Annotated in this window: 12 protein-coding genes, 1 tRNA gene and 1 pseudogene; 12 read left to right on the top strand and 2 right to left on the bottom strand. The window is 59.9% G+C overall.

The features are described 5' to 3' along the window. The 11 genes from B2M20_RS06720 to B2M20_RS06775 form a co-directional block, all read left to right on the top strand. Positions 1 to 115: EF-Tu C-terminal domain-related protein (locus tag B2M20_RS06720; RefSeq protein ID WP_476638868.1), on the top strand; the 115-nt coding region annotated here is incomplete at its 5' end. Between the two features lie 239 nt (positions 116 to 354). Then, positions 355 to 430 (top strand) — tRNA-Trp (locus B2M20_RS06725). A 254-nt stretch (positions 431 to 684) separates the two neighbouring features. Then, positions 685 to 876, top strand: a complete 192-nt coding sequence (gene secE / locus B2M20_RS06730; protein WP_079446310.1) for a preprotein translocase subunit SecE — start codon at positions 685 to 687, stop codon at positions 874 to 876. Positions 877 to 909: 33 nt separating this feature from the next. After that, positions 910 to 1,440 carry a transcription termination/antitermination protein NusG gene (nusG, locus tag B2M20_RS06735; protein WP_009797155.1) on the top strand — a complete coding sequence of 177 codons (531 nt, stop codon included), beginning with the start codon at positions 910 to 912 and terminating at the stop codon, positions 1,438 to 1,440. Between the two features lie 176 nt (positions 1,441 to 1,616). Then, entirely contained in the window at positions 1,617 to 2,045 is a 429-nt protein-coding gene (gene rplK / locus B2M20_RS06740) for a 50S ribosomal protein L11 (protein WP_079446311.1), read from the top strand. Positions 2,046 to 2,051: 6 nt separating this feature from the next. Next, positions 2,052 to 2,744 carry a 50S ribosomal protein L1 gene (gene rplA / locus B2M20_RS06745; RefSeq protein ID WP_079446312.1) on the top strand — a complete coding sequence of 231 codons (693 nt, stop codon included), beginning with the start codon at positions 2,052 to 2,054 and terminating at the stop codon, positions 2,742 to 2,744. A 704-nt stretch (positions 2,745 to 3,448) separates the two neighbouring features. Then, complete coding sequence (rplJ, locus tag B2M20_RS06755; RefSeq protein WP_079446314.1) at positions 3,449 to 3,967, top strand: 50S ribosomal protein L10; 519 nt, start codon at positions 3,449 to 3,451, stop codon at positions 3,965 to 3,967. Positions 3,968 to 4,021: 54 nt separating this feature from the next. Beyond that, positions 4,022 to 4,399, top strand: a complete 378-nt coding sequence (gene rplL / locus B2M20_RS06760; protein WP_079446315.1) for a 50S ribosomal protein L7/L12 — start codon at positions 4,022 to 4,024, stop codon at positions 4,397 to 4,399. A 566-nt stretch (positions 4,400 to 4,965) separates the two neighbouring features. Next, positions 4,966 to 9,099 carry a DNA-directed RNA polymerase subunit beta gene (gene rpoB, locus B2M20_RS06765; protein ID WP_079446316.1) on the top strand — a complete coding sequence of 1,378 codons (4,134 nt, stop codon included), beginning with the start codon at positions 4,966 to 4,968 and terminating at the stop codon, positions 9,097 to 9,099. A 159-nt stretch (positions 9,100 to 9,258) separates the two neighbouring features. Then, positions 9,259 to 13,458, top strand: coding sequence for a DNA-directed RNA polymerase subunit beta' (gene rpoC / locus B2M20_RS06770; protein ID WP_079446317.1), 4,200 nt, complete (start codon positions 9,259 to 9,261; stop codon positions 13,456 to 13,458). 233 nt (positions 13,459 to 13,691) lie between these two features. Continuing rightward, positions 13,692 to 13,949 (top strand): PilZ domain-containing protein, encoded by a 258-nt coding sequence (locus B2M20_RS06775; protein WP_420799272.1) that lies wholly within the window; start codon positions 13,692 to 13,694, stop codon positions 13,947 to 13,949. A 150-nt stretch (positions 13,950 to 14,099) separates the two neighbouring features. Here the strand turns inward: B2M20_RS06775 and B2M20_RS06780 are convergent, their stop codons facing one another. After that, positions 14,100 to 15,296, bottom strand: a complete 1,197-nt coding sequence (locus B2M20_RS06780) for an FAD-dependent oxidoreductase (RefSeq protein ID WP_079446318.1) — start codon at positions 15,294 to 15,296, stop codon at positions 14,100 to 14,102. Positions 15,297 to 15,467: 171 nt separating this feature from the next. Between B2M20_RS06780 and B2M20_RS06785 the strand changes: the two genes are divergently transcribed. Next, on the top strand, positions 15,468 to 16,082 hold the full coding sequence (locus B2M20_RS06785; RefSeq protein WP_244553444.1) for a GNAT family N-acetyltransferase: 615 nt from the start codon (positions 15,468 to 15,470) through the stop codon (positions 16,080 to 16,082). Here the strand turns inward: B2M20_RS06785 and B2M20_RS18990 are convergent. Further along, positions 16,070 to 16,156, bottom strand: a pseudogene (locus tag B2M20_RS18990) (IS5/IS1182 family transposase); the annotation flags it as partial. The gene B2M20_RS06785 and the pseudogene B2M20_RS18990 sit on opposite strands and share 13 nt — an antisense overlap.

Raw genomic sequence — 16,156 nt, forward strand, 5'->3', positions numbered from 1 at the left:
CGCGATGGAAGTGCACCTGATCGTGCCGATCGCGATGGAGGAGAAGCTGCGCTTCGCCATCCGCGAGGGCGGACGTACCGTCGGAGCAGGCGTCGTGGCGTCGATCATTGAATGATCACCGCAACAAACCGTCAGTACCAACCGAGTTCAACCTTGCACAAGTGCGGTAGACCGCACTTGTGGCCGGAGCAGGCGTCGTCGCCAGCATCATCGAGTAGGGACGCGGAGCGCCGTCAGCGTCGGCCAGAAGGGGCAGCCTCGCAGGAACTCGCGATCCGGGGATTGCTTGCCACTTGCAATCAGGGCGCCCGTCATGCTTGAAACGGCTAGGGTCTGCGGCGACGCAGCCCTCACAGGAGTGTAGCTCAATTGGTAGAGCACCGGTCTCCAAAACCGGGGGTCGCAGGTTCGAGCCCTGCCACTCCTGCCAGTCAATCGTGCATCTCCAATCGTCCCCAAGCATTGTTGCCTAGCAGGACTGCTGACCATCCCTTGACCTTTCCAGCCGCCAGCAGTAGATAGCGGCACCTGCTGTCGGCCCGATTTTACGGATATCCGACGCGGCCTTGAATTTCCCGGACAGTCGAGCCCGCTGGGCGACTACCCTCAAAGGAGGGGTGGGCGCGCGAGACAGTCTGTCCAGACATCCGAAATCAGATCGGCAACGAACGCGGATCATCAACGATGGCTTTCAGCCCGTTCAAATTCCTGCAGGAAGTGCGCACCGAGACTGCGAAGGTCACCTGGCCGTCCCGTCGCGAGACCACGGTCACGACGATCATGGTGTTCCTGATGGTGGCACTGGCGTCGATTTTCTTCTTCTTCACGGATCAGTTAATCCGTTTTTTCATTACGTTCGTCCTGAGTCTTCATTGAAGACACGAGCGACTCGCGCAACGGAACTGAACCATGAGCATGCGCTGGTATATCGTCCACGCCTATTCGAATTTCGAAAAAAAGGTCTCGGAGTCGATTCGGGAGCAGGCCAAGCAGCGGGGGCTTGAGGATCTCTTCGAGCAGGTGCTGGTGCCGACCGAGAAGGTCACGGAGGTCCGGCGCGGCCGCAAGGTCGATACCGAGCGCAAGTTCTTTCCGGGTTACGTGCTGGTGAAGATGAACCTCACGGACGAAGCGTTCCATCTCATCAAGAACACTCCGAAGGTCACGGGCTTTCTCGGCGCGGAAAACAAGCCGATGCCGATTTCGGAAGCCGAGGCCATGCGCATCATGCATCAGGTGCAGGAAGGTGTGGAGCGGCCCAAGGCGTCGGTGTCGTTCGAGATTGGCGAGAATGTTCGCGTGGCCGACGGGCCGTTTGCGTCGTTCTCCGGCGTGGTTGAGGAAATCGACGAGGCGCGCTCGCGCGTGAAGGTCGCGGTGTCGATCTTCGGCCGCGCAACGCCGGTCGAACTGGAGTTCGGTCAGGTCGAGAAGGTTTAGCCGTCTGCCCGGCGTTCCGCCGGGCGTCCACGTCTTTCGTCGTGGAACGGTTGTGAAGACGTGGATGGTCGGGACAAGCCCGGCCATGACGTGCGGAAGGGAATTTCCGCGGAAGCCGTGGGAGGTGAGGGCGGTCGCCAGCCGTCTCAAGCCGTAACCACCAACAGGAGTAACGCATGGCAAAGAAAGTGACCGGATACCTGAAATTGCAGGTACCGGCCGGTGCGGCGAATCCGTCGCCACCGATCGGTCCCGCGCTTGGTCAGCGCGGTCTCAACATCATGGAATTCTGCAAGGCGTTCAACGCCCAGACGCAGAAGGAAGAAAAGAATACGCCGATTCCGGTGGTGATCACGATCTATGCCGATCGTTCCTTCACCTTTGAGATGAAGACCCCGCCGATGTCCTACTTCCTCAAGCAGGCGGCGAAAATCCAGTCCGGTTCAAAGGCGCCGGGCCGCGATTCCGCCGGCAAGGTGACCAAGGCGCAGGTGCGCGAGATCGCCGAGAAGAAGATGAAGGACCTCAATTGCGACACTGTCGAATCGGCCATGAGCATGGTCGAGGGCTCTGCCCGCTCGATGGGCCTTCAGGTGGCGGAGTAACGAACCATGGCAACCGGAAAACGTTTGAAGAAGGCTCGCGAAGGCATTGATCGGGAAAAACTTTACCCGATCGCCGAGGCGATCAAGCTGATCAAGGAACGCGCCAAGTCAAAATTCGACGAGACGATCGAGATCGCCATGAATCTCGGCGTCGATCCACGTCACGCCGACCAGATGGTGCGCGGCGTCGTCAGTCTGCCGAACGGCACCGGCCGCACGCTGCGCGTGGGCGTGTTTGCGCGCGGTGCCAAGGCCGAGGAAGCCAAGGCAGCAGGCGCGGACGTCGTTGGTGCGGAAGATCTGGTTGAGACCGTGCAGGGCGGTACGATCGCATTCGATCGCTGCATCGCCACGCCGGACATGATGCCGCTGGTCGGCCGTCTCGGCAAGGTGCTCGGTCCGCGGGGCATGATGCCGAACCCGAAGATCGGCACGGTGACCATGGATGTCGTCGGCGCCGTGAAGGGTGCCAAGGGCGGTTCGGTGGAATTCCGCGTCGAGAAGGCCGGTATCGTGCAGGCCGGTGTCGGCAAGGCTTCGTTTTCGGAAGAGAAGCTCGTCGAGAACATCAAGGCGTTGGCGGATGCGGTAGCGAAGGCCAAGCCGGCTGGCGCCAAGGGCACCTACATCCAGCGCATTGCGGTGTCTTCGACCATGGGACCGGGCGTCAAGGTCGAGCCGGGAACCGTGCTCGGCTGAGGCCGAGAATCTGCAACAAGCAAGGCGGGATCGGAGTTTTCCGGGCCTGCCTTGATTTTTCTTGACCGCGCGGCAGGCGGTCCCGTTGACGTCGTCGAGTGCAGTGCGAGCTTTTCTGAAGCTGGCCGGAAAATTGCATGATTTAGAACTTGGCAGCGTGGCAAAGATTCGTTAAACACCACGCTCCGGACGTGCTGGCTCTCGCTGGCGCGGCGGTGTTCGCTTCCAAAAACCCAATGAGATTGGAGATCTTTCCTTTCCGCATGTCCATTCGGATGGTTCGGGGAGGACAGGATGCCAATTTGGCTGGGGCGCGGGTGCGAACAGGGGTCTTCGATCGTCCCGTCAGGGACGGTGCTGTTGATTCCGTCCTGTCCGAGACTGCGGGCGCCGACGGCCGAACGCAAGTTTGTCCAATGGCTTAATTGCATAGCCTGCATAGACGGGTGAAGACCGGGTTTCGCTTTTCATCGCGACAAGCGGTGGCTGCGAATTGGGTTCGAACCTCGACACCCCGTGCCATCCGGCCGCCAGGCCGTCAGCTCGGGAGGGCAGGCTACTGAATTGTCGTCGCGCCCGGCGTGTGTCTTGAGGCAGGTGTCTTGTGGGACAAGTGCTTTGGGATCAGGTTTTGGGCGGGACGATGGGTATAACCCGGCGGCCTCAGCCTTGAGACAAAGGTCGCCAAACGGAAAGAGCTTGCTGTGGAACGAGCGGCAAAAAAAGAGGCGGTCGAGGCGCTGAACGAGGTCTTCAAGACCACGGGCGTTGCGGTCGTCGCTCATTATTCCGGCCTCACCGTGGCCCAGATGCAGAAGCTGCGTATGCAGATGAAGCAGGCGGGTGCGTCGGTTAAGGTCTCGAAGAACCGTCTCGCCAAAATTGCTCTTGAAGGCACAGACGTCGTTGCCATCGGCTCCCTGCTGAAGGGGCCGACCGTGATCGCGACTTCCAACGATCCGGTGGCGGCGCCGAAGGTTGCCGTCGAATTCGCCAAGACGAATGAAAACTTCGTCATTCTCGGCGGTTCGATGGGTAAAACCGTTCTGAACGTCGACAGCGTCAAGGCCTTGGCCTCGCTGCCGTCCCTCGATGAACTGCGCGGCAAGCTGGTCGGCCTCCTGATGGCGCCGGCGACCAAGATCGCTCAGCTCTCGACTGCGCCCGCGGCCAAGCTCGCGCGCGTCGTTCAGGCCTATGCCTCAAAGGGCGAAGCGGCGTGAGGCCCTTCGCAAGTTGAATCTGGTTCGAACCGAATACGTTAAAGGAACACATCGATGGCTGATCTGCAGAAGATTGTTGATGACCTCTCGGCGCTGACCGTGCTCGAGGCTGCCGAACTGGCGAAGCTGCTTGAAGAAAAATGGGGCGTGTCGGCGGCTGCCGCGGTTGCGGTTGCGGCGGCGCCGGGCGCTGGCGGCGGTGCCGCTGCGGTTGAAGAGAAGACCGAGTTCTCGGTCGTGCTCGCGTCCGCCGGTGACAAGAAGATCGAGGTCATCAAGGAAGTTCGCGCCATCACGGGCCTTGGCCTCAAGGAAGCCAAGGACCTCGTCGAAGGTGCACCGAAACCCGTCAAGGACGGCGTTGCCAAGGACGAAGCCGAGAAAATCAAGGCGCAGCTTGAGAAGGCCGGCGCCAAGGTTGAGCTTAAGTAACCGCAGTTCTTTGAGCGAGATCCGGTTTTCTTCGTCAGTTTGGCGAGCGTCAACGAGATCCGGGGATCGCTTCGCTAAAGGCGTGGATGGCCGGGACGGCCTCGCCACAACGGAGGCGGTAAGTTGTAACGAGATTTCCCGGATGGGCGCGATCGGAATCGCGTTTCATCCGGGCGCAACTGCCAAGCTCTGCTCTGGCCGGTTGTACACAGAAAAGTGTGGAGATTCAGGGGAGCGTCCCTCGAATCTCCACGATTGCCATCCCATATCGGGACGGCAGCACGAAAGCGCAGCATATGGTGGGAACGGCGGCGTTCTCTCATAAGCTGTTGGGAGAGCAGCGATTTCGGGCTTTTTCGGTCCGTTTGGATATGATTTTGACGGGCGGGTGCATCCCTGCACCCCGCGCGTCGTTTTGCGTTCTGCGAGCCTGGCGTTCCAGTTCAGGATTTAAGTCCTGACATATGCGTGCCGCTCTTGAGAGCGTTCCGAGATTCACCCTGGAGGCGATGTCAATCGCGCTTCGGAAGGTTCGCCCCTCACGGGCGACGACATGAGAGGCCACGATGGTGCAGCAGACGTTCACCGGTCGCAAGCGGGTTCGCAAGTTCTTCGGGCATATCCGGGAAGTCGCCGAGATGCCAAACCTGATCGAGGTTCAGAAGGCGTCCTACGACCAGTTCCTGATGGTCGCCGAACCGGAGGGTGGCCGGCTCGACGAGGGCTTGCAGGCGGTTTTCAAATCAGTGTTTCCGATTAACGACTTTTCGGGCACCTCGCAGCTCGAATTCGTGCGCTACGAATTCGAGGCGCCGAAGTATGACGTCGACGAATGCCGCCAGCGCGGCATGACCTATGCCGCGCCGCTGAAGGTGACGCTCCGCCTCATCGTATTCGATATCGACGAGGAAACCGCCGCGAAGTCCGTGAAGGACATCAAGGAGCAGGACGTCTACATGGGCGACATTCCGCTCATGACAATGAACGGCACCTTCGTCGTCAACGGCACCGAGCGCGTCATCGTCTCGCAGATGCATCGGTCGCCCGGCGTGTTCTTCGATCACGACAAGGGCAAGACCCATTCGTCAGGCAAGTTGCTGTTCGCCGCGCGCGTCATTCCCTATCGCGGCTCGTGGCTCGACATCGAGTTCGATGCCAAGGACATCGTGTTCGCGCGCATCGACCGTCGCCGCAAAATTCCGGTGACGTCGCTGATGTTCGCCCTCGGCCTCGACGGCGAGGAAATCCTCAGCACGTTCTACAAAAAGATCATTTACAAGCGCGCGAAATCCGGCGGCAATTCAGACGGCTGGCGCGTGCCCTATGATCCGGTTCGCTTTCGCGGTTATTCGACACTGAACGACCTGATCGACGCTGATACCGGCAAGGTCGTGCTCGAGGCCGGTAAGAAATTTACGGTTCGCGCCGCGCGCCAGCTCCAGGAGAAGGGGCTGAAGGCACTGCGCATGAGCGACGACGATTTGGTCGGCATGTATCTCGCCGAGGATCTCGTCAATCCCAAAACCGGTGAGATCTACGCCGAAGCCGGCGAGGAAATCACCGAGAAGTCGCTGAAGGGGCTGAACGAGCACGGCTATAAGGAATTGCCGCTGCTCGACATCGACCATGTCAACGTTGGTCCTTACATCCGCAACACGCTCAGCGCTGACAAGAACATGACGCGGGAGGACGCGCTGTTCGACATCTACCGGGTGATGCGTCCGGGTGAGCCGCCGACGCTGGAGTCGGCGCAGAACATGTTCCAATCGCTGTTCTTCGACGCCGAGCGCTACGATCTGTCCGCCGTGGGCCGCGTCAAGATGAACATGCGCCTCGATCTTGATGCGCCGGACACGTATCGCACGCTGCGCAAGGAAGACATCCTTGCGGTCATCAAGACGCTAGTCGACCTGCGCGACGGCAGGGGTGAGATCGACGATATCGACCACCTTGGCAACCGTCGCGTGCGCTCGGTCGGTGAACTGATGGAAAACCAGTATCGCGTCGGCCTGTTGCGCATGGAGCGAGCCATCAAGGAGCGGATGTCCTCCGTCGACATCGACACCGTGATGCCACAGGATCTGATCAACGCGAAACCCGCGGCTGCTGCGGTGCGCGAGTTCTTCGGATCGTCGCAACTCTCGCAGTTCATGGATCAGACCAACCCGCTCTCGGAGATCACCCACAAGCGCCGCCTGTCGGCGCTCGGGCCGGGTGGTCTGACACGCGAACGCGCAGGCTTCGAGGTGCGCGACGTGCATCCGACGCACTACGGCCGTATCTGCCCGATCGAGACGCCGGAAGGTCCGAACATCGGCCTTATTAACTCGCTCGCGACGTTCGCGCGCGTCAACAAATACGGCTTCGTCGAGACACCGTATCGCAAGGTGAAGGACGGCCGCGTCACCGACGAGGTGGTCTATCTCTCGGCGATGGAAGAGGGCCGCTATCACGTCGCGCAGGCCAACCTGCCGCTCGACAACCGCGGCCGTTTCACTGAAGACCTCGTGGTCTGCCGTCATGCCGGCGAGGTGCTGCCGGTGACGCCGGACAAGGTCGACTTCATGGACGTGTCGCCGAAGCAGCTCGTCTCGGTCGCCGCGGCGCTCATTCCGTTCCTCGAGAACGACGACGCCAACCGCGCGCTGATGGGCTCGAACATGCAGCGTCAGGCGGTGCCGCTGGTGCGCGCCGAGGCGCCGTTCGTCGGCACCGGCATGGAAGGCGTGGTCGCCCGCGACTCGGGCGCAGCGATCGCCGCGCGCCGCTCGGGCGTGATCGATCAGATCGACGCCACCCGCGTTGTTATCCGCGCAACGGAAGATCTCGATCCGACCAAGTCGGGTGTCGATATCTATCGTCTTATGAAGTACCAGCGCTCGAACCAATCGACCTGCATCAATCAGCGTCCATTGGTGAAGGTCGGCGATATCGTCAAAAAGGGCGACATCATCGCGGACGGCCCGTCCACCGATCTCGGCGAACTCGCGCTCGGCCGCAACGTGCTGGTCGCGTTCATGCCGTGGAATGGCTACAACTTCGAAGACTCGATCCTGCTCTCGGAGCGGATCGTCAAGGAAGACGTCTTCACCTCGATCCATATCGAGGAATTCGAAGTGATGGCCCGCGACACCAAGCTGGGTCCCGAGGAAATCACACGCGACATTCCGAATGTTTCGGAAGAAGCGCTGAAGAACCTTGATGAAGCCGGCATTGTCTACATCGGCGCCGAGGTCCGCGCGGGCGACATTCTGGTCGGCAAGATCACGCCGAAGGGCGAAAGCCCGATGACCCCGGAAGAAAAGCTGTTGCGCGCGATCTTCGGCGAGAAGGCTTCCGACGTTCGCGACACCAGCTTGCGCGTGCCTCCGGGTGTGCAGGGCACGATTGTCGAGGTCCGCGTCTTTAACCGCCACGGTGTCGACAAGGATGAACGTGCGCTGGCAATTGAGCGGGAAGAAATCGAGCGTCTTGCCAAGGACCGCGACGACGAGCAGGCGATTCTCGACCGCAACGTCTACGGCCGCCTCGCTGATCTGCTCGAAAACCGTCAGGGCATTGCCGGCCCGAAGGGCTTCAAGAAGGATACCAAGATCACAAAGTCGGTGCTCGAGGAATATCCGAAGTCGCAGTGGTGGCTGTTCGCATCGCCAAACGACAAGCTAATGGCCGAGATCGAGGCCATGCGGAAGCAGTACGACGAGTCGAAAAAGGGCCTCGAGCAGCGGTTCCTCGACAAGGTCGAAAAGCTGCAGCGTGGTGACGAGTTGCCGCCCGGCGTGATGAAGATGGTCAAGGTCTTCGTCGCCGTGAAGCGCAAGATTCAGCCTGGCGACAAGATGGCTGGTCGTCATGGCAACAAGGGTGTGGTCTCGAAGATCGTTCCGATCGAGGACATGCCGTTCCTCGAGGACGGCACCCACGCCGATATCGTGCTTAACCCGCTCGGCGTGCCCTCGCGCATGAACGTCGGTCAGATTCTCGAAACCCACCTCGGCTGGGCATGCGCCGGCCTTGGCAGGCGGATCGGACAGGCCGTCGATGCCTATCTCGCGAGCGCGAAGCAGGAAACCAAGCCGCTGAAGGAGACGCTCAAGAAAGTCTATGGCGACAACGAGACCATCAAATCGCTCAACGATCATGAACTCGTCGAGCTCGGCCGCAATCTGAGCCGCGGCGTTCCGATCGCAACGCCGGTGTTCGACGGCGCCAAGGAAGCCGATATCGAGCAGATGCTCGAGCTCGCTGGCATGGACAGGTCAGGCCAGTCGACCGTCTATGACGGGCGGACCGGTGACTCGTTCGATCGCAAGGTTACGGTGGGCTACATCTACATGCTCAAGCTGCACCACCTTGTTGATGACAAGATCCACGCGCGCTCGATCGGACCTTACTCGCTCGTCACCCAGCAGCCGCTGGGCGGCAAGGCGCAGTTCGGTGGCCAGCGTTTCGGCGAAATGGAGGTGTGGGCCCTCGAGGCTTACGGCGCGGCGTACACGCTCCAGGAAATGCTGACGGTGAAGTCGGACGACGTCGCGGGCCGTACCAAGGTCTATGAGGCCATTGTGCGAGGCGACGATACTTTCGAGGCAGGCATTCCGGAATCGTTCAACGTGCTGGTCAAGGAAATGCGCTCACTGGGCCTGAATGTCGATCTGCACAACTCCAAAGTCGGCGGCATGTCCGAAGCGGCCGAGTAGCAGTTTGAGAACGCCTATTCCCGGCGCGGCGCATCGCACAGCGAGGCGTCGCAAAACCGGGACCGCAACGAATTCCGCGGACCGTTAAGGTTCCGGATCGGCAGCGCACCGGATCTCGGCTCGCGCAGCATCCGGAACGCGGCCGTCGAGGAGAAGACCATGAACCAAGAAATAATGAATTTATTCAATCCGACGACTCCGGCCCAGGTCTTCGACCAGATCCGGATTTCGATCGCGTCGCCGGAGAAAATTTTGTCGTGGTCCTACGGCGAGATCAAAAAGCCGGAGACGATCAACTACCGCACGTTCAAGCCGGAGCGTGACGGCCTGTTCTGCGCGCGCATCTTCGGTCCGATCAAGGACTACGAGTGCCTGTGCGGCAAGTACAAGCGGATGAAATACAAGGGCATCATCTGCGAGAAGTGCTCGGTCGAAGTGACGCTATCGCGCGTGCGCCGCGAGCGCATGGGTCATATCGAGCTGGCTGCACCCGTTGCCCACATATGGTTTCTGAAGTCGCTGCCCTCCCGCATCGGCCTCTTGCTCGACATGACGCTGAAGGATCTCGAGCGCATTCTCTACTTCGAATACTACGTCGTTCTGGAGCCTGGTCTTACTGCGCTCAAGGACCGTCAGTTGCTGTCGGAAGAGGAATACCTTCGCGCGCAGGACGAATACGGCCAGGACAGCTTCACCGCCATGATTGGCGCCGAAGCGATCCGGGAATTGCTGAAGGGCCTTGAACTCGAGAGGCTTGAGGCGGAACTGCGCGCGGAGATGCAGGCGACTGAGTCCGATATCAAGCACAAAAAGCTCGCCAAGCGGTTGAAGATTGTCGAGGCCTTCCGCTTTTCCGGCAACAAGCCGGAGTGGATGATCCTCACCGTGGTGCCGGTGATTCCGCCGGACTTGCGTCCACTGGTGCCGCTCGACGGCGGCCGCTTCGCCACGTCCGACCTCAACGATCTGTATCGCCGCGTCATCAACCGCAACAACCGTCTGAAGCGGCTGATGGAGCTGCGTGCGCCTGACATCATCATCCGTAACGAGAAGCGAATGCTTCAGGAAGCGGTTGATGCGCTATTCGACAACGGCCGTCGCGGCCGCGTCATCACCGGCGCAAACAAGCGGCCGCTGAAGTCGCTCGCCGACATGCTGAAAGGCAAGCAGGGGCGCTTCCGGCAGAACTTGCTCGGCAAGCGTGTCGATTATTCCGGCCGCTCCGTCATTGTCGTCGGTCCCGAACTGAAGCTGCACCAGTGCGGCTTGCCGAAGAAGATGGCGCTGGAACTGTTCAAGCCGTTCATCTATTCGCGGCTCGATGCCAAGGGTCTGTCTACGACCGTGAAGCAGGCAAAGAAGCTCGTTGAAAAGGAACGTCCCGAGGTCTGGGATATTCTCGATGAGGTCATTCGTGAGCACCCGGTGCTCCTGAATCGCGCGCCGACGCTTCACCGGCTCGGTATTCAAGCGTTCGAGCCGGTTCTGATCGAGGGTAAGGCGATCCAGCTTCATCCGCTGGTCTGCGCCGCCTTCAACGCCGACTTCGATGGCGACCAGATGGCCGTCCACGTTCCGCTTTCGCTCGAGGCGCAGTTAGAGGCGCGCGTGCTGATGATGTCGACCAACAACATCCTGCACCCGGCGAACGGTCAGCCGATCATCGTTCCCAGCCAGGACATCGTGCTCGGTCTTTACTATCTTTCGATCATGCGTGAGGGCTTGCCCGGTGAAGGCAAGGTGTTCGGCGATATGGCCGAGCTGGAGCATGCGCTCCATTCCCGCGTCATCCATCTTCATACCAAGATCAAGTATCGCTGGGATGTGATCGGCGAGGATGGCGAGTCCGTAAAGCGTCTGATCGAAACCACTGCCGGCCGCGTCATGCTTGGCCAGGTGCTGCCGAAGTCGCCGAAGATCTCGTTCGACGTCATCAACAAGCTGATGACCAAGCGCGAAATCTCCGGCGTGATCGATCAAGTCTATCGCCACTGTGGTCAGAAGGAGACGGTGATCTTCTGCGACCGGATCATGGCGCTCGGCTTCTACAATGCGTTCAAGGCCGGAATCTCCTTCGGTAAGGACGACATGGTGGTCCCGCATGGAAAGTGGAAGATCGTCGACACCACGCGTACGCTGGCGAAGGATTTCGAGCAGCAGTACAACGATGGTCTGATCACGCATGGCGAGAAGTACAACAAGGTCGTTGACGCATGGTCCAAGGCGACGGAGGAAATCGCCAAGGAGATGATGAAGGAAATTTCTTCGACCAAGAAGGACGCCAAGGGCGTCGAGGCCCAGATCAACTCGATCTACATGATGGCGCATTCCGGCGCGCGCGGTTCGCCCGCCCAGATGCGTCAGCTCGCCGGCATGCGCGGCCTGATGGCGAAGCCGTCGGGCGAGATCATCGAGACGCCGATCATCTCCAACTTTAAGGAGGGGTTGTCGGTTCTCGAATACTTCAACTCGACCCATGGCGCCCGCAAGGGTCTCGCAGACACCGCGTTGAAGACCGCAAATTCCGGCTATTTGACCCGACGTCTGGTCGACGTTGCGCAGGACTGCATCATCACCCAGGACGACTGCGGCACCAAGCTCGGCATCAAGATGCGCGCTATCGTCGATGCCGGCACGGTGGTGGCGTCACTCGGATCGCGCATCCTGGGCCGCACGGCCTGCGATGACATTCGTGATGCCGCGAATAACAAAGTGGTGGTCAAGCGTAACACCTTGATGGAAGAAAGCCATGTCGATCAGATCTCCCGGGCCGGTATACAGGAAGTCAAGATCCGCTCGGCCCTGACTTGCGAACTGGTCAACGGCATCTGCGGCAAGTGCTACGGCCGTGATCTGGCTCGCGGCACGCCCGTCAATCACGGCGAGGCTGTCGGCGTCATCGCGGCGCAGTCGATTGGCGAGCCTGGCACGCAGCTCACGATGCGCACGTTCCATATCGGTGGCGCTGCGCAGATCAACGAGCAGTCGGTGATCGAGTCGAACTTCGACGGCAAGATCACGTTCAGGAACAGGGCGATCGCAAGAAACGGCGAAGGTAATCTGGTTGCGATGGTGCGTAACATGGTTGTCGCCGTTGTCGATGCGGACGGCACTGAACGCGCAACTCACCGCATTCAATACGGCGCGCGCATGCACGTTGACGAAGGTGACATGGTCAAGCGCGGCCAGCGTATCGCCGAGTGGGATCCCTACACCCGGCCGATTTTGACAGAGCTTGAGGGTACTATCGGATTCGAGGATTTGGTCGAAGGTCAGTCGATCTCCGAAACGCTCGACGAATCCACTGGTATTGCCAAGCGCATCGTTATCGACTGGCGCTCGACGCGCGGGGGAGCCGACTTGCGTCCAGCCATCGTGATCAAGGGCAAGGACGGCAAGGTGCTGAAGCTGCCCCGTGGCGGCGACGCCCGCTACATGCTGTCGGTCGACGCCATTCTGTCGGTCGACGTTGGCGCCAAGGTGAAACCCGGCGACATCCTGGCGCGTATCTCGACCGAGAGCGCCAAGACCCGCGACATCACCGGCGGTCTGCCGCGAGTGGCCGAACTGTTCGAGGCTCGCAGGCCGAAGGATGCGGCAATCATCGCGGAAATCGCCGGCACCATCCGGTTCGGCCGCGATTACAAGAACAAGCGCCGCATCTCGATAGAGCCGGTCGACAAGGACGAGGAGACCCGCGAGTATCTTATTCCGAAAGGCAAGCACATCCATCTGCAGGATGGTGACATCGTCGAGAAGGGCGATTTTATCGTCGATGGCAATCCCGCGCCGCACGACATCCTGGCGATCAAGGGCATCGAGGAACTCGCTGCCTATCTGGTCAACGAAATCCAGGAAGTTTACCGCTTGCAAGGCGTGCTCATCAACGACAAGCACATCGAGGTGATTGTTCGTCAGATGCTTCAAAAGGTCGAGATTACCGATCAGGGCGAGACCGACATGATCTCGGGCGAGCAAATCGACAAGATCGAGTTCGACCGGCTCAACCTCAAGGCCAAGGAAGAGGGTAAGAAGATCGCCACGGGAACGCCGGTTCTGCTCGGCATCACCAAGGCCAGCCTGCAAACCCGCTCGTTCTTCTCGGCGGCGTCATTCCAGGAAACCACGCGCGTGCTCACCGAGGCTGCCGTCAACGGCAAGGTGGACCCGCTCGAGGGCCTGAAGGAAAACGTCATCGTGGGTCGACTCATTCCGGCAGGTACCGGCGCGTCGATGGCCAAGATCCGCGAAGTTGCGGTCAAGCGCGACAAGCTGATTCTCGACGAGCGCGAAAAACAGGCGACGATCGTGCCGTCCGCGCCGGAGGCCGAACCGCTGGCTCTACCGCCGGCAGAGTAGGCATCGGCTGATCTCAGATGAAAAGGGCCGGCGCAAGCCGGCCTTTTTTCGTTGTGCCGCATCAGGCAATCCTTCGCGCAACCTCACTGCTTTTCCGAAATGGAAACAGTTTATGCGGTCAGCGTGAGGAAAAATTAATTTCAAGTTTAGCTAATCGGTCTTTCCGCGAGGCATTTATCTCTCCGCCGAGGCGAAATGATATACTGCGCGCAGATGGTGCGCTGGAGTGCAGGATGATGATCGCCGCAAGAAAACGGGTAGCCCGCAAGTCGGTCCGGCAATCGGCCTGGATCACTCTGGACGGCGGTTTTGCCGCAAGGCCATGCATCGTGCTCGACCTCTCGGCTGCGGGCGCCAAGATTACTGTCGATGACGCTGGCGCTGTACCAAGCGTTTTCCGCTTGGCTTTCTCCCGCGACGCGAGAGAAGGGCACTCGTGCACGGTGGTGTGGCGACGCCAGGGGACGCTAGGCGTCAAGTTCATTCGCTGAAATTTCGAAGTCCCGCTCTCAAGCAGATGACCAGAGTCTGTCACCGCTTCATGGAAACGATGAAGCACTCTATCTTTTGATTTGGGGCGTCTTCTTCACGCGAACCGGTTTCCAGTTCGCTCGAAAACGCTATAGCCCGGTCTAAGGCCCCTACGCCAATCCCCCTTCATGCGATTCCGGGCGCGGCGGTGATGAGGATGGCCGCATGTTGGATCTGTTCATCGGTCTGGTCAGGCCCAGAGCCAGACGCCCAATGAAGCGCGCCCATCGGCGTGCGCGCCAGGTCGGGCCATTGTCGATGGATAGCGAACGAAGATGCCAGGCTTTCGTCGCCGACCATGCATCACACTCCATCTTGACGGGGTCGTCGTAGAAGGTCTCGATCTTGGCGCGATCCATGCCTTCGGTCGAGAGCCAGTGCGGGATGTGGACATTGCAGAGTCGTTCGACGTCGGTAAACACCTTGTCGGTACCGGTGCCTGCGGCCGGGCACGAGGTCGCGAAAGCGTCGCCGACGAGAGCGACCCCGGCCTGCCGATGATTTTCCGTAACATACAAATCTGCCGGTCTGATCTTGATCGGTCCGCTAACTTTGAAACCTCCGGTCATACGGTCGAGGCGGGGCATGACCGCGCGCATCGTCGCCTCGGGGTTGTTGCGGAATTCGCGAAACCAGATGTCGTCGATTGGCCGATAGACCATCATGTTGGCCCGCATGGTATTGCCGATCGGAAACAGGGAGAGATAGGCCATCCGTGCGCCAGAGCGTTTCGGCCAGTATGTCAGGGCCGGGAAGGGAAACGCCGATAGATCGACTGGCACGACGTTGAAGCCGAGCGTCACGGAATGACATTCGCTGATGACGCGGCGCCTGAGGCCGAGCAGATGACGCAGGCTGACGCTAAGACCGTTCGCAAGCACGATCAGGCGCGCAGAAATTATTTCTCCATCGGCCAGCACCAGGCGCTGGCGTTCGTCGCTCGTGGCGACCTCGACGACTTTCGTGTTTAGGATCTCGACGTTGGGCGAGATTTGTGCACGCATGGCATTGACGAGAGTGTCGTACATCACGCCGTGCTGGTCGCTTGGCTTTTTCGCCACCACAAAACCGAACCGCGCCTCCCAGATCTCGCCATCAATGGTCGTCGCCCGCAGTATTTCTTCCTCAAGCCCTGTCCTGCGTAGTCGTGGAAGTTGAGTGCCGCCGAGCTTTTCGCAGCGTAGGTCGGGCGGATACGTCAAATGTGGATCAATCATGATCGCAGGGATGCCTGCACGGCCCAGCATCGCGGCGGTGGTCGAGCCGGCCAGTCCGCCGCCAACGATCGCAACATCCGTATAGCGCATGGATTGGTCCTCGTTCCGGAAGGGTTATTATTGCGCCGCAAAGGCAAATAAAATCTTGAAAGCGTCAAAGGATCGAAGGGCGACCGTCTCGATACAATTTAACTGAAAAGCAACGGGGGAGGACCAGTATCGCGGGCCGGGTGGGTCGCCGAGGATGATCCGAGGCGTCTGATGATTTCAGTAAACATTTGTTCACCAACACTGGACCTTGCGGCGCCCTGGGACGATCTCGTTCGGCGGGCGTCATCCAATGTGTTCATGAATCCGGCTGCCCTGATGGCCGCAAACGAGAGCGGGTTTGCGAGCGTCCATGTTCTGCTGGCGTGGGACGACAGTACCGGACTCAAGAAGCTGGTTGGCGTATGGGCCTTTCAGGTTCGCAGAATTTCGCGGCTATGGCCCGCGGTGCTTGAAGCATTGCCCTACAACTACGCTTTTCTTTCCAGTCCGGTCGTGGATCCTGCTTTCGTCCGAGATGTCATTCCAAGCTTTTTATCGGCGATCCGTGACAGTCGCTCACTGCCCAAGGTGATCATTCTGAAATCGCTCGATGCCGAGGCCCGGAGCTTCGAAACGCTTGTTGATGCGTTGACGGAACAGGGCTGTGCCTACCTCAGACTGTCTGAGAATGCGCGGCCTCACGCGACTCCTGATATTGGCGTGAAACGGTCAGGCTCGACCCGGAAGAAGCTGCGGCAGGATTGGAACCGCCTTTCCGCCGTAGGCAGTGTCGATATCGTCAATCTCCGCGCCGCGGATACTAGGGTCCGGACTCATAACCAGTAACTGACCAGCGCAGCGATGCAGACGGCTGCGAGGAAATTGATTGCGAGACGATCATATCTGGTGGCGATGCGGCG

This window comes from Nitrobacter vulgaris, assembly GCF_002028545.1.
GTDB lineage: Bacteria > Pseudomonadota > Alphaproteobacteria > Rhizobiales > Xanthobacteraceae > Nitrobacter > Nitrobacter vulgaris.